We start from the raw sequence: 21,268 nt of genomic DNA, 5'->3' as shown, positions 1-21,268 counted from the left end.
TTGAGACGAGGTTCCGGGGGCGGGTGATGACTGGGGCGCGGGTGTCCGGAATTTGGCGTTCAGTGCATGAGTATCTCAGGGCTTCTGTCGTGTTGTGCCCCGGATTGATCCGATGAAATATGTATCAAAAGTGGTAGATTATTATATTTGGGGCCAATAACAGAAAATAGGTCCGACGTAATTGCCGCCAACCATTGACGAAAGCACTGATATCGGGTCATAACGGTTGTGACCCAAAACCCACGCGTCACATGGAAGGCGGTGCACTCTCATGGTCGAGACCACGGAGCGCCAAGGCGAGAAGGCCACCTGGCACAAGCCCGGTTACCAGGTCGTCGAGGCGTCGATGGAGATGACGGCGTACTTCCTGGCCACCAGGTAACCGGACGGGGGTTCACGCCATGCGACTGCGAATTCTGGGAACCGCCGCAGGCGGTGGCGTCCCCCAGTGGAACTGTGCGTGCCCCGGGTGTACCGGGGCACGCACCAACCCGGCCTGGCGGCGCACCCACGCGTCGCTGGCCGTCGAGGACCACATCGTCAACGCGACCCCCGACATCGCCGAACACGTCGAGACACTGCGTTCCGGCGGTACGCCCACGGAGCGGACACGCGTCATGCGAGTGGTCCTCACCGACGCCGAACTCGACCACACACTGGGGCTGTTCCGGCTGCGCGAGGCCGACGAACTGGAGATCGTCGCCACCCCCACGGTCCGCCGGGCGCTCACCGGCGGGCTGAGGCTGTCTGAGGTGCTCTCCCCGTACGCCGACCTGCGCTGGCGTGACCTGACGGCGGACGGCGAGGTCGCGCTCACCGAGGACGTCGGTGTTCAGGCGGTCCCGGTCTCCGGGAAACGCCCCCGCTACGCCTCGGACGAGGCGGCGGCTCCCGACTGGGTGGTCGCGCTGCGCTTCACCGACCGGGCGAGCGGCGGGACGTGCCTGTACGCCCCGGCCTTCGGCGTCTGGTCGCCCGAGCTTGAGGCGGCGACGGCCGAGGCCGACTGTGTGATCGTCGACGGCACCTTCTGGGACGACGAGGAGCCCCGCCGTACCGGGATCTCCTCGCGCACCGCGACCGAGATGGGCCACCTGCCCGTCGAGGCGACGGCGGAGCGACTGTCCCGGCTGCCCGGCCGGTGCCTGTACACGCATCTGAACAACACCAACCCCCTCGTCGACCCGGACGCGCCCCAGCACAAGAGGCTGGCCGAACTGGGCGTCGAGGTGGCCGCCGACGGAATGGTGATCGAGCTGTGAACGCCGAATCCTGGACCCCCGCCGAGTTCGAGGCCCGTCTGCGGGCAGTGCCCGAGGCGCGATACCACAACCGCCACCCCTTCAACGTGCGCATGCACGCCGGGGAGCTGTCGCCGGAGGAGATCCGCCGGTGGATTCTCAACCGTTTCCACTACCAGCGGCACATTCCGATCAAGGACGCGCTCATCCTCGCCAAGCTGGAGGCGCCGGAACTGCGCCGCATGTGGATCCGCCGTATCCAGGACCACGACGGAAGGCGCGCGGGCGAGGGCGGCATCGAGCGCTGGCTGCGCCTGGGAGAGGCCGCGGGCCTGGACCGCAAGGACCTGCTGTCCGGGGAGGGCGTCCTGCCCGGCGTGCGGTTCGCCGTCGAGGCGTACGTGAACCTGTGCAGGCTGGGGACGCCGCTTGAGGCCGTCGCCGCGTCGCTGACCGAGCTGTTCGCCCCCGACATCATGCGGACCAGGATCGAGGCCTTCGAGCGGCACTACACCTGGATCGACTCCGAGGGCCTGCAGTACTTCAGGGGCAGGATCAGCCAGGGACGGCAGGACAGCGGGGAGGCCCTCGAAATGGTCCTGGAGTGGGCCAGGGGACGGGCCGAGCAGGAGCGGGCCGTGGCCGCGCTCTCCCGCAAGTGCGACGTGCTGTGGGCGCTGCTCGACGCTGTGGACCAGGCGTGACGGCCGCCGAGGCCCCCTCCCCGGGGGCGGAGACCGTGCCCCAGGCCGACTGGCGGCCCCGCCTCGGCTCCGGGATCATCCTGCGGCACGACGCCGTACGGCGGGCCGACCTGCTGGTCATGCCCGAGCGGATCGTGCTGCTTGAGGGCGGGGCGGTCGCCGTACTGCGGCTGTGCGACGGGGTCAGGACCGTGGCGGAGATCGTCGAACGGCTGAGCGCGGACTTCCCCGGGGCGCCGGTGGCCGACGACGTCACCGAGTTTCTCAGCCGGGTGCGCACGGAGGGGTGGGTGCGATGAGTGAGACGGGCGACGGGCCCGCGCCGCCGTGGGCCATGCTGGCCGAGCTCACCCACGGCTGCCCGCTGCACTGCCCCTACTGCTCCAACCCGGTCGGGCTCATCCCGCGCTCCCGGGAGCTGGCCACCGCCGACTGGGTGCGGGTCTTCGAGGAGGCCGCCGCGCTCGGGGTGGTCCACGCGCACCTGTCCGGCGGCGAGCCGCTGCTGCGCGCCGACCTTGAGGAGATCACCGCCGCCGCGGCGCGCAACGGCGTCTACACCCAGCTGGTGACCAGCGGCGTCGGGCTCGACGAGGACCGGCTCGCCCGGCTGGTCGAGGCGGGGCTGCACAGCGTCCAGCTCTCGGTGCAGGACTCGACGGCCGCGGCCTCCGACCTCATCGCCGGGACCCGCTCCTTCGCCGCGAAGGAGCGCGCGGCGGCCCTGGTGCGCGAGACGGGGCTTCCGCTCGGGCTCAACGTCGTCCTCCACCGGCGCAACCTCGACTCCATCGAGGGCATCGTCGAACTGGCCGCCTCCTGGGGCGCCGAGCGGGTCGAGCTGGCCAACACCCAGTTCTACGGTTGGGCGCTGCGCAACCGGCGCGCGCTGCTGCCCACGCGCGAGCAGCTCACCCGGGCCAAGGAGACCGTGGAACGGCTGCGCGAGCGGGTCGAGGGCGTCGAACTGATCTGGGTCGTCCCCGACTACTTCGACGGGGTGCCCAAGCCTTGCATGGGTGGCTGGGGGGCGATCTCGCTGACCGTCGGCCCCGACGGATCGGTGCTGCCCTGCCCGGCCTCCTACGACCTGCCACTGGAGTTCCCCAACGTCAGGGATCACTCGCTTGAGTGGATCTGGCGGCGTTCAGCGGCCTTCGAGGCCTACCGGGGCACGGAGTGGATGAGCGGGCCGTGCGCCGGTTGCCCACGCAAGGAGGTGGACTTCGGTGGCTGCCGCTGCCAGGCCTACGCACTCACCGGGGACGCGAGCCGTACGGACCCGGCGTGTGGGCTCTCACCCGACCACCACCTGATCACCGAGCTGGTCGAGTCGGCGGGGGACGGGGAGCTGGTCTACCGGCGGCCGGAACGGCTCACCCCGCCACGCCAGGCGGTCGGTCCGAACCCCTGAGTTCAGCTGCGCAGGTTCGCCTCGGCGGCGGTCCAGAAGCGGATGAGCGCCGCCGCCGTCGTCTCCGGGGCCTCGACCGCGGGAGAGTGGGCCGCGCCGGGCACGACGACGCAGTCGGCGTTCAGCCGGTCGGCCATCTCCGACTGCGCCATCGGCGGCCAGCCGTCGTCGTGCTCGCCGAACAGCACCAGGGTCGCCACGTCCACCTGGTTGAGCTCGTCGCAGCGATCACGGGCCGCGAGGATCTCCTTGGTCATCACGGACATCCCGACCGGGGAGTTGGCGAAGAAACGCTTGCGCAGGAACGCCACGATCTCGTCGGGCACCCCGGCGGACAGGGCCTCCGGCTCAAGGTGGGTGTCCCACATCCGTTCGAGCCCCACCTCGGGGGCCCTGGTCAGCATCTCCCGGCCCACCTGCTCTCTGGGGCCGACGATCGCAGCGGGGCCGGTGCTCATCATCGTGTAGGAGGCGAACTTGGTGCGGCCGTCGATGACCGCCTCCCGGGTGACCAGGCCGCCGAAGGAGTGCCCGACCAGGTGGACGGGCTCACCCCTGCCGATCAGCTGCGCCAGCGCGTCGACGTCGTTGCCCAGCGCCGCGCACGTGTAGGCCGACGGGTCGTCGGGGCCGCCCGTCTCGAACTGCCCCCGCATGTCGATCGCGACGACCTGACGGCCCGACTGGGCGAGCGTCTGAAGAACCGCGAGGAAGTCCTCCTTGCTGCCGGTGAGACCGGGAACCAGCAGGGCGGGCATGCGTTCGGCGATGCCGCTGACCGGCAACGCCTCCAGCGCGGCGAACGTGCCGGCCGCAGTCTCCAGCCGACGGGCACGGACGCCTGGAGGCAGGGTCAGAAAACGCGGCGTACTCACGTGGCCCCACGATACCTCTCTTGGTGACATGTCTCCGCGCCCCGAGGCCGGACGTGCCGAGATGCGGCAAAGGGGCGCCACCTCGCGGTCGCGCCCCTCGTCACACCGGTACGGCTAGCCCTGGCGGCGGGGACCCCGCTGCTGGCCCCTGACCTGCGGACGGCGGCGGCTCTGCGCCCGCTCGGAGGCGGCGGACGGCGCGATCTCGTCGTCGTCGGTGGCCAGGTCGGGAGACTGGAAGATCACCGCGAACGGGCTGGGCGGGATGATCTTCTCCGGCTGGGGGCGCGGCGCGGGCGCCTCGTCCTCCCAGTCCTGCTCGTCGTCCCACAGCGGAGCCTCGGCGGCCTCCCCACCGGGACCCTCGTCGGTGAGACTCACCTCGGGGTTCAGGCCTGCCCTCCGGTTGCGGCCCCTGCGGGACGCGGTCTCGGCGGGCCGGTCGTCACGGATGTCCTTGCGGGGCGTCACATCCACGTCCACCTCCAGCTCGGCGGGTTCGACGATCGGGCTCTCGACCCTCCGCGCCGCGAGCGGCGCCTGGGTCTCCTCGGAGACACGGTCCCCCCGCGAGCGGCGGCGCCCGGACTCCTCGTGCTGTGCCTCGGCGACGGCAGGCCGGGACTCCTGGGCCTCCGCGGACTCGGCCGCCTCCGCGCCGGTACGGCCACCGCGGGTGCGGCGCCTCTCCCTGGTGCGGGCGGGGCGCTCACGGCGCTCCTCCCGCTCCTCCTCACGGCCCCTGCGGCCGCGTGAGCGGGTCCGGCCCGTCTCTCCGAGATCTTCGACCTCTTCCGCCGCCAGGCCCGCCCTGGAGCGGTTGGCGTGCGGCAGCACACCCTTGGTGCCCTCGGGGATGCCCAGCTCGGTGAAGATGTGCGGTGAGGTCGAGTAGGTCTCGACGGGCTCGGCGAAGTCGAGCGAGAGCGCGTTGTTGATGACCTTCCAGCGGGTGAGGTCCTCCCACTCGACGAAGGTCACCGCGACGCCGGTCTTACCCGCCCGGCCGGTACGGCCGATGCGGTGCACGTAGGCCTTCTCGTCCTGCGGGCAGTCGTAGTTGACGACGTGGGTGACGTCGTCGACGTCGATGCCCCGCGCCGCGACGTCGGTCGCGACCAGGACGTCGATCTTGCCGTTCCTGAAGGCGCGCAGCGCCTGCTCGCGCTGGCCCTGGCCCAGGTCGCCGTGTACGGCCGCCGCGGCGAACCCGCGCTCCTTGAGCTGTTCGACGACCATGTCGCAGGCGCGCTTGGTCTCACAGAAGATCATCGTGAGACCCCGGCCCTCGCACTGGAGCAGGCGGCCCAGGATCTCGATCTTGTCCATCCGGTGCACGCGCCAGACGAACTGGGTGGTCTGCGGTGTCGCCTCGGCCTCGGCGTCGTTGTTCTCCGCGCGCACGTGCGTCGGGCGGTTGAGGTAGCGCCGTGACAGCGCGACGATCTCGCCGGGCAGCGTCGCGGAGAACAGCATCGTCTGCCGCTTGGCCGGGACGAGCTTGATGATGCGCTCGATGTCGGGCAGGAAGCCCAGGTCGAGCATGCGGTCGGCCTCGTCGAGGACGAGCGCGTCGATCTGGCCGAGGTCGAGGTGCTTCTGCTTGACCAGGTCGAGCAGGCGGCCCGGGGTGCCGACGATCACGTCGACGCCCTGCTTGAGCGCCTCGATCTGGGGCTCGTAGGCGCGTCCGCCGTACACGGTGAGGATGCGGGAGCCGAGCTTGCCCGCGGCCGTGACCAGGTCTTCGGTGACCTGGATGGCCAGCTCACGGGTGGGCACGACGATCAGCCCGCGCGGCTTCTTTCGGTTCTTCCTCGGCTTGCCGACACGTTGCAGCATCGCCACGCCGAAGGCGTAGGTCTTGCCGGTACCCGTGCGGGCCTGGCCGATGATGTCCTGGCCGGTCAGGGCCAGGGGAAGGGCCATTTCCTGGATCGGGAACGGTGCGGTGATGCCCTCGGTCTCAAGGGCGTCAGCGATCTCTGGTGTGACTCCGAGGTCTCGGAACGTCGTCAGCTTGGCCTGCCTAATCTCCGTTGAAGGCAGTCCTGCCGGGACCACGGGCGCAAAGGTTCCCCGTGCCGTGTCCTCGCGGAAGGGCTAGCCCTCTCAATGTCATCAGCGACCGCTGCGGCGTCATGCCGACTTGGGGGCGTCCAGGAGCAGGTCTCCTGGATTAACACAGGGCGGTCGCACTTTCACACAGTAGTGTACTCGATACCACAACGTGCAGCCGATTTCTTCGTATTCCAGCTGAAAGGGCAGGCGCCGCAACTCATAGGCTTCCTGCATGAGTGATTCCCCTCCTGGCGTCCCCGACCTGCTCGGAGTGCTCGCCTACGCCGAGTTGACCGCGTTCCTCAGGCTCGCCGAGGACGCCGCGAGACACGCCCCGACACTGACCGACCGGGCCGCGCTCAGCGACCTCGCCGCGACCGAGTACGCCCATTTCCGTCTTCTGCGTGACCGGATAGCCTCGCTCGGGGTCGATCCGGAGGAGGCGATGGAGCCCTTCGTGCGGCCCCTGGACGACTGGCATGCCCAGACCACGCCCTCCGACTGGCTTGAGGCGCTGGTCAAGGCCTATGTCGGCACGGGGATCGCGCTCGACTTCTACCGGGAGGCCGCCGCCCACGTCGACGAAAAGACGCGGGAACTGGTCGAGGAGGTGCTCGTCGACGAGGGTCGTTCCCAGTTCGCGGTGGACCGTGTCGGTGCGGCGATCAGGCAGGACCACAGGCAGGCGGGGCGGCTCGCCCTGTGGGCCAGGCGGCTGGTCGGTGAGGCCCTGAGCCAGGGACAGCACGTGGTGGCCGCGCGCCCCGAGCTGGCGGCGTTGCTGGTCGAGGCGGCCGGGGAGGACATCACCCGGATGTTCGGCAGGCTGACCGAGGCGCACGGCGGGCGGATGGCCGCCCTCGGCCTGACCCCCGGTCCGTGAGCGTCTCCCGGCGTCGGGGGCGGCGCCGGGCGAAAGCGCCATCGGGCGGAACGCCGGGCCAGATGTGGGGTGCGGGAGGAAAAGGCGCCCGGCGAGACCACGCGTCGAGGCGCCAAACGGTTGTACCGTGCGAGACATGAGGGCCTCGCGCCGCTATGGCAGTTTCCTAACGAGATGTGGACCGAACCCCTGGACGTCACGTCCGGTGCTGCGAAGGGGAGGCGCCGACTGTCCGGCGGCCCCTTCGGAGGGCCATTCCGCAAGAAGGGCCCGCCGTCCGCGCGGGTGCGGACTCGGAGAGAGGGGAGAGTGCCCCGGGGAGTGCTGAGACCGCACTGAGGCGTCCGCCGACGCCGGTGCGGGACGTCTCGTCTCCGCCGGCGCCGGAATCGCCCAGGGCTCGGTGACGGGTCGCGCCAGGACCGGTGCGCCGGTCTCACGACCGGCGTCACGGCCTGGCGCGAGCCGTACCGGGTCTGTCAGAGGGTGCCGCCGAAGCCGACGGGGCGTGCCTCCTCCTCGCCGATCTCGACGAAACCGAGTGAGGTGATGGGGACGAGGACCCTGCGACCTTTGCTGTCGGTGAGGGAGAAGATCCCGCGGTCGGCGGCGAGCGCCTTGCCGAGCTCCTCCTCGACCTGCTCGGCCGTCAGGTCCGTCTCGACCACGAGTTCGCGGTGCACCGAGCGCACGCCGATCTTGATTTCCATGTTGCTCCCTTTCGACGAGGGTTGCTCGTCCCATGGTCGCCCCATCGGAGGCACGACATGCGGGCTGATCGCGTCAAGCGAACAGCCGGATCAGTGGTCGGCGGTCCTCGGGAAACCGGAGATGCCGCGCCAGGCCAGGCGGGCGATGAGCTGGGTCGCGGCGTCCTTCGGGATGGAGCCGGTGCTGCTGATCCAGTAGCGCGCGCTGACCTCGGCCATGCCGACCAGGCCGACGCCGAGCAGGCGGGCCTCGTCGCTTGAGCAGCCGGTGTCCTCCTGGATGACCTGGCTGATCATCTCGGCGCTCTCGCGGAGGTTGCGCTCCATGCGCTGGCGGACGGGGGCGATGTTGCGCAGGTCGGACTCGAAGACCAGCCGGAAGGCCTCACCCTGGCCGGAGACGAAGTCGAAGAAGGCGCCGATCGCGGCCTGGACGCGCTGCTTGTTGTCCGTGGTCGAGGCCAGGGCGTCGCGGCAGCGGGCGATCATGTCGTCGACGTGCAGGTCGAGCAGGGCCAGATAGAGCTCCTGCTTGCCGGGGAAGTGCTGGTAGAGAACCGGTTTGCTCACCCCGGCGCGCTCGGCGATCTCGTCCATCGCCGCCGCGTGGTAGCCGTTCTCGACGAAGACCTCCTGGGCCGCGTTCAGCAACTGGCGGCGGCGGGCCAGCCGGGGCAGCCGGGTGCCCCGGGGCTTGGCGTCCGGGGTAGTCGTCACGGCGGTCTCCTCGCGGGGTCTCATGCTGTCTCGCTCATCCTACGCGCGGGTAATCCACGTCAGCGATAATCGTCCTCATCAAGATCAACAGCACGGCTCTGCTCCGTGGTGTCCGCCGTGTCGGCCTCCTGGGGGATGTGGTCGGGCCAGGTCGGGGAGTCCTCCTCGCGTGCCGGACGCTGCTGTTCCACGGCGTCCGCCTCGGGCGCCTCGATGTCGAGTTCCTCGCTGAAAGGCTCCTGCGGCTCGTCCTGCGCGCCTTCGCCGTGAACGTCCATCTCTGACATCTGCCCTCCCGTTGCTCTCCCTGGCTCTCCGGATTCCTCGGTGGACACCTTCCCCGTTCTCTGGGGAATACCGGACATGGCCGGACATCGTCAGCGTACGGCCTCGGATGTGCCCGGTCTCGTGAGCGGGTGTTCGCCCTCGTCCTGTGACGTCTCCGAACACGCGTGCGAGACTTGGGGAAAGCCCCTATCCAGGGAGACGCCATGCGGAGCATCTGGAACGGCGCGGTCTCGTTCGGTCTGGTGACGATCCCGGTCAGGATGTACGCCGCGACCGAACAGCGGAACGTCACCTTCAACCTGGTGCACCGGGAGGACGCGGGCCGGATCAGGCTCCGCAGGTTCTGCGAGGCCTGCGAGCAGGAGGTCCCCTACGCCGAGGTGGCCAAGGGCTACGAACTGCCGACCGGTGAGGTGGTCGTGCTGGAGGGGGAGGACTTCGAGGACCTGCCGTTGTCCACGGCGCATCGGATCGAGGTCCTGCAGTTCGCCCCGGCGGAGCAGATCGACCCGGTCCTGCTCGGCAGGGCCTACTACCTGGAGCCGGACGAGGGGGCCGCCGGGCCGTACGTCCTGTTGCGGGAGGCGCTGGGACGCTCGGGGCGGGTGGGGATCGCGAAGGTCGCGCTGCGGCAGCGTGAGTCGCTCGCGACGCTGCGGGTCAGGGAGGGGGTCCTGGTGCTGGAGACCATGCTCTGGCCCGACGAGGTGCGCCCGGCCGACTTCGCCTTCCTGGAGGAGGAGCCCGAGGTCAGGCCGCAGGAGCTGCGGATGGCCGAGTCGCTGGTCGAGAGCATGACGGCCGACTTCGACCCCTCGCGCCACCACGACGCCTACCGCAGGGCGCTGCAGGAGGTCATCGAGGCGAAGGTCGCGGGCAGGGAGGTCGTCTCCGTGGGCCCGCCGCCGGGGCCGGGCCCGACGGCCGACCTGATGGCCGCGCTGCGGGCCAGTGTCGAGGCCGCCAAGCGGAGGCGTCCCGCCCCCGGGGAAGGCGGGCGGAGGCGCCCTGCGGCGTCCGGTGAGGAGACACGGGGTACGGCGTGAGCCTCGCGTGAGAACGCCCGGCGGAAAGGCGGGCGCGATGAGGACCCCGGAGATTCGAGAATCCCCGGGGCCCTCGCCGGTCTCCACGAAGAACCGTGCTTCGCGTCTATCTGAAAGGCGAATCGATTGGTTCACTCCCGGACGCCCGTATCCTTTTCCTCGCGTATTCGGAGGAGAAAGCGGGAATCGTACCCATTCGCCGGTGGGCGGGAGTTTCGCGGCGACCGCCGGCGCCGGTCGCGCCCGGTCACGTGACTCGGCCTCGTGTCACGTTCACGCCGGGCGCGCCGGACTGACGGTCTGCCGCCGTGGGTCCGCTACGGACTAACGCGCGGCCTCTTCGAGGCCACCACGGCGACCCCGCTCGTTGTCGTTGTCGTTGAAGTTACGGGCAGCGCCACCGCCACCGCCGCCGCCACCGCCGGCGCCGACGTTGTTGGTGTTGATGATGACGAGCCTACGGTGGTGGTGACGCCTCCAGCCGCAGCCCCAGCCGCGGTGGCCCCAGCCACCCCAGCGACGGCCCCAGCCCCATCCGCAGCCGCCGGTGGTGAAGCCGACGCTGGTCTGGAAGGCCGGAACCACGGAGGCCTCGGCGGTCGAGGTCGCGGCACTCATCGCGACGAGCCCGCCCGACAGGGCGGTGCTGAGCGCGAGTCCCGTGAGAATGCTCTTGAACTTGGGCATTTCGTTTCCCCCTTGAAAGGATCGGTTGCCCCCACTCTTTGGGCATTTTCCACACTGGTCGGAAAATGCCCCGGATGACTGTTAATCGGTCATCCTTCGCAGTCTTGTATTTCCGTGCATCTCGCCTACCAAACGGCGATCGGTGGCTTTTACTGTCTCCTTATCTCTCTATTGACGGCGTTGGACTCTTATTAATTGTTTTGATGCGATAAGTCTTTAATGTCGCTTTTGTGCCCACGCTGTACGGCGGGGAGCTATCGTCGAAACGGAAGGCGAACGAGGGGGGAAGTCGTGGGAAGCGAGCCGATTCCGAGCTGGCCCGGAGAGCTGGTCGACCTGGCGGAGAACGGATGGGACGGACGTGTCCACGTGCGCTCGACCCCGCCGGGGCCCAAGGAGAGCGCCGTCTACGTGCACGGCCTGGCGGGCTCGGCGACCAACTGGACCGACCTGATGGGCGAGTTGTCCGACGTGGTCAGGGGATACGCGCTGGACCTGCCCGGCGCCGGGCACTCACCGGAGCCGCCGGGCGGCGACTACTCCGTCGCCGCCCACGCCCGGGCCGTCGTCGCGCTGATCGAGCGCGTCTCCGACACCCCGGTCCACCTGTTCGGCAACTCCCTCGGCGGGGCGGTCTCGGTGCGCGTCGCCGCGACCAGGCCCGACCTGGTCCGCTCGCTCACCCTCGTCTCCCCGGCCCTGCCCGACCTGCTGCCCCGGTACGGCCCGGCACGCGTGGCCCTGTCGAGCGTGCCGAAGGTCGGGGAGTGGGCCGTGGGCCGGATGCGCATGCTGCCCGCGGAGCGCAGGATCACGATGACGATGTCCATGTGCTACGCCGACTTCGGTCGGCTCCACCCCGACCGGCTGAAGGAGGCGGCCGAGGAACTGCGGCGCAGGGACGGCCTGCCGTACTCGGCGGGTGTCCTGACGGGCTACGCCAGGGGGATCGTCGCCGAGTACTTCAGGCGGGGTGAGGAGAACCTGTGGCGTCAGGCGGCCCTGGTGGCCGCGCCCACGCTGGTCATCCACGGCAGGCGCGACCGGCTGGTGCACCCTCGCATGGCCGTCCGCGCGGGCCGGGCCTTCCCGCACGTCAGGCTGGTGCTGCTGCCCGACGCCGGACACGTGGCGCAGATGGAGGTGCCCGGCAGGGTCGCCCGTGAGGCCCGCAGGCTCATCTCCGAGTCCATACCTGTCCCGATTGGGGAATGACAGGAGCATCCGGTTAGGTTGTGAATGGTGCGTGCTGTGCCAGCCGTGTCGTCAAAACCCCCTGAAACGGGAGTAGAACTGTGTCGTTGCCACCCTTGGTAGAGCCGGCAGCCGAGCTGACCGTCGATGAGGTGCGTCGCTACTCGCGCCATCTGATCATCCCCGACGTGGGTATGGCAGGGCAGAAGCGCCTGAAGAACGCCAAGGTGCTCTGTGTGGGCGCGGGCGGCCTGGGATCTCCCACTCTGCTGTACCTCGCCGCCGCGGGCGTGGGCACCCTCGGCGTCGTCGACTTCGACGTCGTCGACGAGTCCAACCTCCAGCGCCAGGTCATCCACGGCCAGTCCGACATCGGCAGGCTGAAGGCCGAGAGCGCCGCGGCCAGCGTCAGGGAGATCAACCCCCTGATCGACGTGATCGTCCACAACGTGGCGCTGACCACCGACAACATCATGGAGATCTTCTCCGGCTACGACCTGATCGTGGACGGCACCGACAACTTCGCCACCCGCTACATGGTGAACGACGCGGCCGTCCTGCTCGGCAAGCCGTACGTCTGGGGCTCGATCTACCGCTTCGACGGGCAGGCCAGCGTGTTCTGGGCCGAGCACGGTCCCTGCTACCGCTGCCTCTACCCCGAGCCCCCGCCCCCCGGCATGGTGCCCTCGTGCGCCGAGGGCGGCGTGCTCGGCGTGCTGTGCGCCTCGATCGGCTCCATCCAGGTCAACGAGGCCATCAAGCTCCTCGCGGGCATCGGCGAGCCCCTGGTCGGCCGACTGATGATCTACGACGCCCTGGAGATGACCTACCGCTCGGTCAAGGTCCGCAAGGACCCCGAGTGCGTGCTCTGCGGCAAGAACCCGACGGTCACCCAGCTTCTGGACGACTACGAGGCGTTCTGCGGCGCGGTCTCCCAGGAGGCCCAGGACGCGGCCTCCGGCTCCACGATCACCGCGACCGACCTCAAGGCCATGCAGGACGCGGACGAGAACATCTACGTGATCGACGTCCGCGAGCCGAACGAGTACGAGATCGTCTCCATCCCCGGCGCCGTGCTCATCCCCAAGGGTGAGTTCACCAACGGCTCCGCGCTGGAGCGGCTTCCGCAGGACAAGCGCATCGTGCTGCACTGCAAGTCCGGCGCGCGTTCGGCCGAGGTGCTGGCGATCGTCAAGAACGCCGGTTTCTCCGACGCCGTCCACGTCGGCGGTGGTGTGCTGAGCTGGATCAAGTCCGTGGACCCCAGCCTGCCGACCTACTAGTCACGGCCGTACCTCACGCCCCGCGGAGCCTCGCTCCGTGGGGCGTGTGTTGTCACGGACATCCGTTGTCATGAGGCGTCCGTTATTTGGGGATAGAGCGGGTGAGATCCCTAGAGGCCGGTTTAAGGTCGAGAATGTGAACGAAGTCCCAGGTCAGCGCAGGCGCGCGTGGATGACGCTGATCATGGCGTCCACGCTGGCGCTGGCCTGCGCGGCCGTGGCGGCGGTCACGGCGGGCGCCGCGGTGACCGAGCTGACCAGGGGCCCCTCCAGGGCGGAGCTCGACCGCGCCGTCGCCGCCGAGACCGCGGGCCGCTGGCGGGCCTGGCCCGCCGGGCGGATCTTCCCCGAGACCGTCGGTTACGCCGCCGAACAGGGCGGCAGGGAGCAGGCGCACCGGGTGGGCATCTCCCCGGAGACCCGCTGTGACCGGGCCGTCGACCCCGGGCTGCGTGAGGCGCTGCGTCGTACGGGATGCCGGGGGGTGCTGCGCGCCACCTACATCGACGCGCTCCAGGGGGTCGTCGTCACCGTCGGCGTCGTGGCGTTCGCGGGGGAGCGGGAGGCGGCGAGGGCCAAGGCCGCGCTGCCCAGGACCGGCCGCCCCTCCCCGGGCCTGCTGGCCCTCGGCTTCCCCGGTACGGTCACCGACCGCTTCACCGCCGTCGGCAGGCAGCGCGGCCTGGTACGGCAGGCGGGGCCGTACGTGGTGATGACCACGGTCGGCCAGGTGGACGGCAGGCCGGGCAAGGCCGTGGGGGAGCAGCGGCCGACGATCTTCGCCTTCACCGGGGACATCGCCGACCGGATCCTCGCCGGGCTCGCGACGCCGGAACGCCCCGACTGCGGCTCCGAGTCTGCTGGACGGTGGCGGTGCTGAGGGTACGGCGGGCGGTTGTGGCGCTCGCGCTGACCGGGCTCTGGCTGGTGCCCGCCGTACCGGCCGGGTGGGCCGACGAGGTGCGGGGCAACCAGCGGCAGGTGCTGCGGACCCTGGACCTGGCCGACGCCTGGCGCGTCTCCAAGGGGGCGGGCGCGCTGGTCGCGGTGCTGGACTCGGGGGTCGATCCCGTCCACCGCGACCTGGCGGGTTCCGTCACCGAGGGCAGGGACTTCACCGTGGGCGCCAACCCACGGGGAGTGGCCCCCTCACGGCTGCACGGCACCTACATGGCCTCGCTCATCGCCGGGCACGGGCATGGTCCCGGCGGGGGCAGCGGGGTGATCGGCGTCGCGCCCAAGGCGAGGATCCTGTCCGTGCGGGTGATCCTGGAGGACGAGGAGCCGGGCTTTCGCACCTTCAACACCGCCGAGCGGTTCGAGAACGTGGTGGCCAAGGGCATCAGGTACGCCGTCGACCACGGCGCCGACGTGATCAACATGTCGATCTCGAAGGAACTGGCGACCAGGGAGGAGCGGGCGGCGGTCCGCTACGCGATCTCCAGGGGGGTCGTGCTCGTCGCCGCGGCGGGCAACGAGGGGGCGGGCAGGCCGGAGGCGACCGGCTACGCCCCCTACTCCTATCCGGCGGCCTTCCCCGGGGTGGTCTCGGTCGCGGCGGCCGACCGCAGGTTGCGCCGGGCCTCCTTCTCCAACTGGAACCCCTCGGTCGTGGTGGCGGCGCCCGGGGTGGACATCCTCGGCGCGGGACCGGGCAACGAATACTGGATCGGCCGGGGAACCTCCCAGGCGACCGCGTTGGTCTCCGGAGTCGCCGCCCTGATAAAAGCGAAATATCCGAAAATGTCGCCCGCGTTGGTCGCGCAGGCCCTGACCAAGGGGGCGACCAGGCGGCCCAGCGGAGGCTACGACACCGGCATGGGCTTCGGCGTGGTCAACGCCCCCCGCGCGCTGGCCGAGGCCGCAAGGATCTCCCGCCACACCCTGACCGCGGGCGGGGACGGCGTCCACGATCCCGCCCTGCCGATGGGCGCGGCGGCCGGGCCGGTCCAGGTGATCCGGCGTGACCGGCGCGGGATTGCCCTCAACGGCGGGGTCGCCGCGGCCGCCGCGCTCTGCGCGACCGCCTGCCTGGTGACGGCCGGATTCGCCGTCCGCCGGGCCCGTACGGCTCCCGCGCCGCCCTGAGGGGTGCCGGGGACGGCAGGGTGCGACCCGCCAAACACACTCCGGCGATAGGGCGGCGGGGGCGCGCGACGTAGCATCGAACTATGTCGAAGCCCGGGCGGTCCCAGGAGCCTGAACGGCATCTGGAGGCCTCGGGACCGCACACGGGCGGCTCCCAGGCTCCGTCCGCCGGTGGACACACCGGTGGGCGCGCCGGGGGCCGTGCCACGGGCTGGCCTCCGAGCGGTTCCCGGGTGCCCCGGGGCTCCCGTCCCCGCAGGAGCACCGAAGGCGGCGCTTCCGGAGCCCCCGGCGCGCCGCGACGTGCCAGGGTCCGGACCTGGCCCGCCGCGGGGCGCCGGGAGAACGGCTGGCACCGCCGTCCCGCGCTTGAGCGCGTCGAGGCGGCGAGCCTCGAAGAGGGCATGCGCCTGCGGGTGATCTTCCTGATCCTGATGGGCGTCATCCTGGCCATCGCCGTGAGCGACGTGCTCGCGGGCGCGGTCGGCGTCCTCCGCGAGACCAGGGCCCGCCCGCTGACCCCCGCCGAGCAGGCCCGCTACATCCAGGAGGACATCGCGGCCCGCTGGCACACCTGGTCGGCCGACCTGATCTTCCCCACCGAGCTGCAGTACGTCGCCCTCGGCCGCGCGCAGCAGTACGCCAGACGGATCGGGCTGGCCCCGGAGACCTCCTGCGGAGCGGGCCTTGACGCCCCGGTCGGCTCGGTGCTCTCCGAGCACGGCTGCCTGACCCTGCTGCGGGCGACCTACGTGGACCAGACCTCGACCTTCGTGGTCACGGTCGGCGTGGCCGTACTCGGCAGTGAGGAGCGCCGGATCGCCGCGACCGGGCAGCTGCCCGTGGACGACCGGGTCGGGGTGCGCCCCGTCGCCTTCCCCGGTACGGCGGGCGAGCTGTTCGGCGCCGCGCAGCGCCAGCACAACTCCTGGATCGCGGCCGGGCCGTACGTCGTCCTCTCCACGGCCGGATACGCCGACGGCCGTACGCGTGAGGCCGTTCCGCCCGAGGAGATCCTGCACAGCGAGCTGTGGCCGACCGCCCAGTCCATCGCGGGACGCATCGCCCGTGCCCTGGGAGACGAGCCGAGCGCCGTACCCCAGTGCACCCAGGGGAACGTGTGCTGAGGCGGCTGGGGGCCGCGGGAGCCCTGATCACGCTCTGTCTGGGGGTCTGCGCCCCGGCGGTCGCCGACGACGTGCGCCGGGACCAGCGCTGGGTGCTGGAGAAGATGAACGTCGAGCAGGCGTGGAAGATCACCAAGGGGGCCGGGGTGACCGTCGCGCTGGTCGACAGCGACGTGGACGCCCAGGTCCCGGAGCTGCGCGGCAGGGTGACCGTCGGGCCCGAGATGGGTTCGGCCGGGCCGGTCGGGGACGACGCGAAGGAGGTCTGGCACGGCACCGCGATGGCCTCGCTCATCGCGGGGGGAGGCCGGGGCGAGGGCGGCCTGCTGGGGATCGCCCCCGAGGCGCGCGTCCTGTCCCTGCCGCTGATCCTGCGTGACAGCGAGCAGAGCGCCCCCCCGCTCCCCGAGCAGGACCAGCGCACCGGGACGAACAGCCCGGTCGCCCGCGCCATCCGCTACGCGGCCGACCACGGCGCCAAGGTCATCAGCATGTCCCTGGGGGCGTACGGCCCGCAGAAGAGCGAGCGTGAGGCCGTCTCCTACGCCCTGGCGAAGGGGGTCGTGCTGGTCGCGGCGGCCGGCAACGACGGGGAGACCCCCTACGCCGTCAAGAAGGACACCTCCTTCTGGAGCTTCCCCGCGGGCTACTCCGGGGTCATCGGCGTGGGCGCGGTGAACGAGCGGAGCGAGCCCGCCGGGTTCAGCAGCGACAACCTGTCGGTCCTGGTCTCCGCGCCGGGCGTCGAGGTGCCCGTGGTCGTTCCCGGCGGGGGGTACCGCCCCTCGGACGGGACCAGTTCGGCGGCGGCGCTGGTCGCCGGAGTCGCCGCACTGATAAAAGCGAAATATCCAGATATCCCGCCTTATTTGGTGGCGCGAGCGTTGAGTTCGACCGCCACCTCCGCGCCGATCGCCGGATACGACGACCATGTCGGTTTCGGTGTGGTCGACGCGGGCGCCGCCCTGGTCAGGGCGGGGGAGTTGCTGCGCGCCTCGGCGGGCACGCCACCCGACGAGGGGGAGCGTCACTTCGGGGCGGGCCTCCCGACCGAGGAGCCCGCCAGGCCCGGCCCCGACGCCCTCAGGCTCTGGGTGTACGGCACCGGCCTGGCCGTCGGCCTGCTCGCGTTCTGCTGGACCGTGGTGACACTCACCCGGCGTTCCGGATAAATGCCATATAACGTCATATATGGGACGGGCTTTGATTCGGTTCGAAGTCTTTTTGGACACCGTTCGGACGCGGACGGCTCCATGCGGCTTCTCACGGTCCGGCGAACGTCGAACATTCGCTAATGTCGCGCATCATGGGGTACGAGTTGCGCGTGGAGCGCCCGGCGCCTCTCGCCTTCGCGGAGCTCGCGAACGTGCTGGGGCGAGCGGGGTTCGAGTTCCGCGGTTCGCAGGAGAAGGGTGAGGTCCTGGCCCGCCACGGCGACGGGGTCCACGCGGTGGCCGTCTGGGACGGCAAGCTCTCGGGCGCGCCGGGCTCCGACTGGCAGGTGGCTCAGCTCGCCAGGGTCTCCGCGCTGCTCGGCGCCCGCCTGGTCGGTGAGGACGGCGAGCAGTACGCGATCCGTGACGGCCTCGTCGAGCAGCTGAACGGCTCGACGGCCTACGAGTTCGGGAAGATCGACGAGATTCTCGCGGCCGGACCCTCCGTATGGAGTCAGTAGGCCACCCGACCCCCTACGCCGAGCGCGTGCTCGACCTGGTCGAGCGCATCCCCGCCGGCAGGGTGATGGCCTACGGCGACATCGCCGAATACCTCGGCGAGGGCGGTCCCCGTCAGGTCGGCAGGGTGATGTCCACCTGGGGCGGCGGCGTGCCGTGGTGGCGTGTCGTGCACGCCGACGGGGCCCCGGCTCCCGGGCACGAGGCGCGCTGCCTGGCCAGGTGGCGCGAGGAGGGCACACCCATGCGGGGCGAGCGCGCCGACATGCGTTTCGCACGCTGGGACGGTCTACCAGAAATCACGACGTAACCGGCTTCTTCGTGGCCCACTAACATTGCCTAGGACAGCGCTCTGTCCGAAAGGCGGTGCCCCCTTCATGGCCACAGGCGTCACGCCCGCCCGAACAGGTGGCGACTCCGTCGCCGACCGTCTTCGGGTTGTCCAAGATCTCTGTGACCGGGGAGAACCGCTCGAATCGATCCTCTCGGCCGTGACAGCCGAGGGACTGACACCCGCGCAACGCCGCCGCTTCGACGCCGGAGTCCTCTCCGGTCCGCTCGGCAGCCGCCTGGATCTCGCGGTCAAACGCGGCGCCGCCCGCCGCCGTGAGTTCGTCACGCTCTTCAAGCCCTACATCACGGGTGTCGATCCCAAGGTCAAGCGTGACCTCCCGGTCGCCAGGAGGCTCGCCTTCCACCTCGTCGAGCACCGTACGATCGACGACCTCGCCGAGGGCGACGCGCTGCAGAGCCTCACCACCGCGGCGGCCGAGCCCTCCCGGCGGGTCCGCAGACGCCTGCGCTGGTACGCCAACCTGCCCCTGCAGGACGAGCTGCCCGAGGCCATGTACCGGCTGCGCGCGGCCGACCTGATCCCGATGACGCACATCGAGGACGTCTCCTGGACCGGCGGGCGGCTGCGCGTCACCGGGCACGCCTACCTCGCCGGGCTCTCCGTCCGCAGCCCCCGCTTCAACCGGGCCTTCGTCGTGCTGCGCGGCCCCCGCTGGCTGCCTCCCGTACGGCTGCGCACCCGCAGGGTCCTGCGCCCCGAGGCCACCCACGGGGCCCGCGAGCCCGGCTGCAACTACGACTGGTCCGGCTTCGTCGCCGAGATGCCCGCCTGGCCGCTGCGCTGGCGCGGCGCCCTGCGCTCCCTGGTGAACGGCGTCAGGCGGACCCTGCGCCGCAGGGAGACCGTGCCCGACACCACCACCTGGCGGGCCGAGATCGCCATCTGGAGCCGTGGCGCCCGAGCCACCGGCCTGCTCCGCGGCCCCTCGAACGGCCGCACCGAGCGTCCGGCCGGGTTCGAGCTCCCCGGCGGCTGGTGGATCCGTCCTGTCTGGACCTCCGACCGCGCGCTGCAGATCGCCCTGCAGCCGACCAGGGCCGAGCTGACCGGAATCCGCCTCGACGGCGACCGCCTCGAACTGACGGTCTTCCTGCCCGGCGGGGAGCACACCAGGGGACAGGCCCGGCTCGACGGCCACCGGATGTCCGCCGAGTTCACCCCCGTCGAGGGGGGTACCCAGGTCGTCGTGCCGCTGGCCGTACCCTCGCTGCTGCAGGAGCGCGACGGCGGCAGGCTCTGGATCGAGCCGAAGGGCGACCCCGCCGCACCCGTCATGATCGGCCAGGCCAGGGAGAGCCGACTGGTCGTCGGCGACCGGGAGATCACCGTGCTGCGCGACCGGCGCGACCGCGTCAGCGTCGCCGCGCACCGCATCCGCCCCGTCATCTCCTCCGCCACCTGGGACGAGGAGGGCACGCTCACCATCGAGGGCTCCTACCCCGGTTCGGGGACCGCCGAGCTGACGCTCAGGCACCGTGGCGGGACGGTCCACACCGTGCCGATGGAGCGCGCCGACGACCGCTTCGCCGTACGGCTGACGCCCTCGGCCATGCCGAAGTTCGGCGAGGCCGTGGCGATGGGGAGCGGAAGCTGGAGCATGACCACCCGCGACCCCTCGGGTGAGGTCGTCCCCCTCCGCGTGGACCACGCCGCGCTGGACACCCTCGACGAGGAGCCGAGGGTCCGCGACGGCAGGGCCTACCGCCTGTTGTCCACCAGGTTCGACGTGCCCGTGCTGATCGTCGCCGAGGACATCCCCGACGACGAGAAGGGCGCCGGGGGCCTGTACGCCCTGCAGCGCTCCTTCTATCCCGACCAGCGGCGTCGTGAGCTGGACGAGGCCACCGTCTACGTCGCCTACGACGGTCGCCAGTACGAGGGCAACGTCCGCGCCATCTACGAGGAGCGCGTACGGCGCGGCGACGACCGCGCGCACGTCTGGATCGTCAAGGACGGCGCCTTCACCCCGCCCGGTTCGGCGGAGCTGGGGTTCGGCTCGGGCATCCGGCCGACGGTGGTCAGGGCGGGCAGCCGGGAGCACTACGCCGTGCTGGCACGCTCCCGGTACGTCGTCACCAACGGTTTCCTGCCGCCCTGGTTCCGGGCCCGCGACGACCAGATGGTCGTGCAGACCTGGCACGGCAGCCCGCTCAAGCGCCTGGGCAACGACCTGCCCCACATGTCCCGTGACCCGAAGCCCGCCGCCTGGCACAGGCAGGCCGCCGAGGTGCGCGGCTGGGACCTGCTGGTCTCGCAGAGCCCCTGGGCGACCCCGATCCTGCGCAAGGCGTTCGGCTACCACGGGGAGGTCCTGGAGTGCGGCTATCCCCGCAACGACGTGCTCTCCTCGCCCGAGCGGGACGAACTGGCCGCCCGGGTGCGCCGCAGGCTCGGCGTCGCCGACGGGGTCAGGGTGGTGCTGTACGCGCCGACCTTCCGCGACTACGACCGCAAGAACTCCTCGCTCAAGCTGGACCTGGCGCGGGCGCACAAGGCGCTCGGCCCGGGACACGAGTTCCTGATCAGGGCGCACTCGATGCAGGCGGCGCCCAACATCCCCGAAGGGCTTGGCCGCGATGTCACCGCTTATCCGGATATAACGGACTTATTGCTGGTGGCGGATGTGTTGATCACTGACTACTCGTCCGTCATGTTCGACTTCGCGGCCACCGGCAGGCCCATGCTCTTCTTCACCTACGACCTGCAGCGCTACTCGACCAAGCGCGGCCTGTACCTCGACCTCGCCGCCGAGGCCCCGGGACCGCTGCTGACCAACGGCGCCGACGTCATCGAGGCCCTCAGGACCATCGACACCGTGGCCGCCGCCCACGCCGAACGCTACGAACACTTCCGCAACACCTACACCCCCCGAGACGACGGCAAGGCCACCCCCCGCCTCGTGGACCACATCTTCACCTGACC

21 protein-coding genes are annotated in these 21,268 nt (G+C 70.7%); 15 read left to right on the top strand and 6 right to left on the bottom strand.

What is annotated here, in order from left to right; genetic code table 11:
- Positions 1 to 401: 401 nt before the first annotated feature.
- The 4 genes from ABZ463_RS15485 to pqqE are packed head-to-tail and all read left to right on the top strand — an operon-like array spanning position 402 to position 3,359.
- A complete protein-coding gene (locus tag ABZ463_RS15485; protein ID WP_352016268.1) occupies positions 402 to 1,262 on the top strand; it encodes an MBL fold metallo-hydrolase in 861 nt (286 codons plus the stop codon).
- Positions 1,259 to 1,945 carry a pyrroloquinoline-quinone synthase PqqC gene (pqqC, locus tag ABZ463_RS15480; RefSeq protein WP_352016267.1) on the top strand — a complete coding sequence of 229 codons (687 nt, stop codon included), beginning with the start codon at positions 1,259 to 1,261 and terminating at the stop codon, positions 1,943 to 1,945. Before ABZ463_RS15485 ends, pqqC begins: the two co-directional genes overlap by 4 nt.
- Positions 1,942 to 2,244 carry a pyrroloquinoline quinone biosynthesis peptide chaperone PqqD gene (pqqD, locus tag ABZ463_RS15475; RefSeq protein ID WP_352016266.1) on the top strand — a complete coding sequence of 101 codons (303 nt, stop codon included), beginning with the start codon at positions 1,942 to 1,944 and terminating at the stop codon, positions 2,242 to 2,244. The genes pqqC and pqqD overlap by 4 nt, the downstream gene beginning before the upstream one ends.
- Positions 2,241 to 3,359: a pyrroloquinoline quinone biosynthesis protein PqqE gene (gene pqqE / locus ABZ463_RS15470; protein ID WP_352016265.1), complete on the top strand. Its 1,119-nt coding sequence runs from the start codon at positions 2,241 to 2,243 to the stop codon at positions 3,357 to 3,359. Before pqqD ends, pqqE begins: the two co-directional genes overlap by 4 nt.
- A gap of 2 nt (positions 3,360 to 3,361) precedes the next feature.
- On the opposite strand, the gene ABZ463_RS15465 is transcribed toward pqqE, so the two are convergent.
- The gene (locus ABZ463_RS15465) at positions 3,362 to 4,234 is read right to left on the bottom strand and encodes an alpha/beta hydrolase (RefSeq protein WP_352016264.1); all 873 of its coding nucleotides are present in this window, start codon (positions 4,232 to 4,234) and stop codon (positions 3,362 to 3,364) included.
- A gap of 114 nt (positions 4,235 to 4,348) precedes the next feature.
- Positions 4,349 to 6,163 carry a DEAD/DEAH box helicase gene (locus ABZ463_RS15460; protein ID WP_362776490.1) on the bottom strand — a complete coding sequence of 605 codons (1,815 nt, stop codon included), beginning with the start codon at positions 6,161 to 6,163 and terminating at the stop codon, positions 4,349 to 4,351.
- Between the two features lie 364 nt (positions 6,164 to 6,527).
- Between ABZ463_RS15460 and ABZ463_RS15455 the strand changes: the two genes are divergently transcribed.
- A complete protein-coding gene (locus ABZ463_RS15455; protein WP_352016262.1) occupies positions 6,528 to 7,178 on the top strand; it encodes a ferritin-like fold-containing protein in 651 nt (216 codons plus the stop codon).
- A gap of 479 nt (positions 7,179 to 7,657) precedes the next feature.
- On the opposite strand, the gene ABZ463_RS15450 is transcribed toward ABZ463_RS15455, so the two are convergent.
- The 3 genes from ABZ463_RS15450 to ABZ463_RS15440 all read right to left on the bottom strand — a co-directional run bounded on the left by ABZ463_RS15450 (position 7,658) and on the right by ABZ463_RS15440 (position 8,892).
- Positions 7,658 to 7,888, bottom strand: coding sequence for a DUF3107 domain-containing protein (locus tag ABZ463_RS15450; RefSeq protein WP_184718831.1), 231 nt, complete (start codon positions 7,886 to 7,888; stop codon positions 7,658 to 7,660).
- 90 nt (positions 7,889 to 7,978) lie between these two features.
- Positions 7,979 to 8,605 carry a TetR/AcrR family transcriptional regulator gene (locus ABZ463_RS15445; RefSeq protein WP_352016261.1) on the bottom strand — a complete coding sequence of 209 codons (627 nt, stop codon included), beginning with the start codon at positions 8,603 to 8,605 and terminating at the stop codon, positions 7,979 to 7,981.
- Between the two features lie 59 nt (positions 8,606 to 8,664).
- Positions 8,665 to 8,892: a hypothetical protein gene (locus ABZ463_RS15440; RefSeq protein ID WP_352016260.1), complete on the bottom strand. Its 228-nt coding sequence runs from the start codon at positions 8,890 to 8,892 to the stop codon at positions 8,665 to 8,667.
- Positions 8,893 to 9,096: 204 nt separating this feature from the next.
- Here ABZ463_RS15440 and ABZ463_RS15435 point away from each other — a divergent pair, with 204 nt between their 5' ends.
- Positions 9,097 to 9,939 carry a Ku protein gene (locus tag ABZ463_RS15435; protein ID WP_362776487.1) on the top strand — a complete coding sequence of 281 codons (843 nt, stop codon included), beginning with the start codon at positions 9,097 to 9,099 and terminating at the stop codon, positions 9,937 to 9,939.
- A 324-nt stretch (positions 9,940 to 10,263) separates the two neighbouring features.
- Here ABZ463_RS15435 and ABZ463_RS15430 read toward each other — a convergent pair whose 3' ends face one another.
- The gene (locus ABZ463_RS15430) at positions 10,264 to 10,626 is read right to left on the bottom strand and encodes a hypothetical protein (protein ID WP_352016258.1); all 363 of its coding nucleotides are present in this window, start codon (positions 10,624 to 10,626) and stop codon (positions 10,264 to 10,266) included.
- 291 nt (positions 10,627 to 10,917) lie between these two features.
- Here ABZ463_RS15430 and ABZ463_RS15425 point away from each other — a divergent pair, with 291 nt between their 5' ends.
- The 9 genes from ABZ463_RS15425 (at position 10,918) to ABZ463_RS15385 (ending at position 21,266) form a co-directional block, all read left to right on the top strand.
- Entirely contained in the window at positions 10,918 to 11,841 is a 924-nt protein-coding gene (locus ABZ463_RS15425; RefSeq protein ID WP_362776485.1) for an alpha/beta hydrolase, read from the top strand.
- Between the two features lie 80 nt (positions 11,842 to 11,921).
- On the top strand, positions 11,922 to 13,103 hold the full coding sequence (gene moeZ, locus ABZ463_RS15420; RefSeq protein ID WP_352016256.1) for an adenylyltransferase/sulfurtransferase MoeZ: 1,182 nt from the start codon (positions 11,922 to 11,924) through the stop codon (positions 13,101 to 13,103).
- A gap of 136 nt (positions 13,104 to 13,239) precedes the next feature.
- Complete coding sequence (locus ABZ463_RS15415; RefSeq protein ID WP_352016255.1) at positions 13,240 to 13,983, top strand: hypothetical protein; 744 nt, start codon at positions 13,240 to 13,242, stop codon at positions 13,981 to 13,983.
- Positions 13,971 to 15,191 carry a S8 family serine peptidase gene (locus ABZ463_RS15410; protein ID WP_352016254.1) on the top strand — a complete coding sequence of 407 codons (1,221 nt, stop codon included), beginning with the start codon at positions 13,971 to 13,973 and terminating at the stop codon, positions 15,189 to 15,191. Before ABZ463_RS15415 ends, ABZ463_RS15410 begins: the two co-directional genes overlap by 13 nt.
- Positions 15,192 to 15,274: 83 nt before the next feature.
- Positions 15,275 to 16,318, top strand: a complete 1,044-nt coding sequence (locus ABZ463_RS15405; protein ID WP_362776482.1) for a hypothetical protein — start codon at positions 15,275 to 15,277, stop codon at positions 16,316 to 16,318.
- Positions 16,312 to 17,490, top strand: coding sequence for a S8 family serine peptidase (locus ABZ463_RS15400; protein ID WP_362776480.1), 1,179 nt, complete (start codon positions 16,312 to 16,314; stop codon positions 17,488 to 17,490). The genes ABZ463_RS15405 and ABZ463_RS15400 overlap by 7 nt, the downstream gene beginning before the upstream one ends.
- A gap of 122 nt (positions 17,491 to 17,612) precedes the next feature.
- The gene (locus tag ABZ463_RS15395; protein WP_352016251.1) at positions 17,613 to 17,993 is read left to right on the top strand and encodes a hypothetical protein; all 381 of its coding nucleotides are present in this window, start codon (positions 17,613 to 17,615) and stop codon (positions 17,991 to 17,993) included.
- Positions 17,981 to 18,301 carry an MGMT family protein gene (locus tag ABZ463_RS15390; RefSeq protein WP_362776477.1) on the top strand — a complete coding sequence of 107 codons (321 nt, stop codon included), beginning with the start codon at positions 17,981 to 17,983 and terminating at the stop codon, positions 18,299 to 18,301. The genes ABZ463_RS15395 and ABZ463_RS15390 overlap by 13 nt, the downstream gene beginning before the upstream one ends.
- A 181-nt stretch (positions 18,302 to 18,482) precedes the next feature.
- Positions 18,483 to 21,266, top strand: coding sequence for a CDP-glycerol glycerophosphotransferase family protein (locus ABZ463_RS15385; RefSeq protein WP_362776475.1), 2,784 nt, complete (start codon positions 18,483 to 18,485; stop codon positions 21,264 to 21,266).
- The last annotated feature ends 2 nt before the right edge of the window (positions 21,267 to 21,268 follow it).

It is taken from the genome of Streptosporangium sp. NPDC020145, assembly GCF_040631275.1.
GTDB lineage: Bacteria > Actinomycetota > Actinomycetes > Streptosporangiales > Streptosporangiaceae > Streptosporangium.
This window is presented reverse-complemented; position numbering and strand designations above follow the sequence as displayed.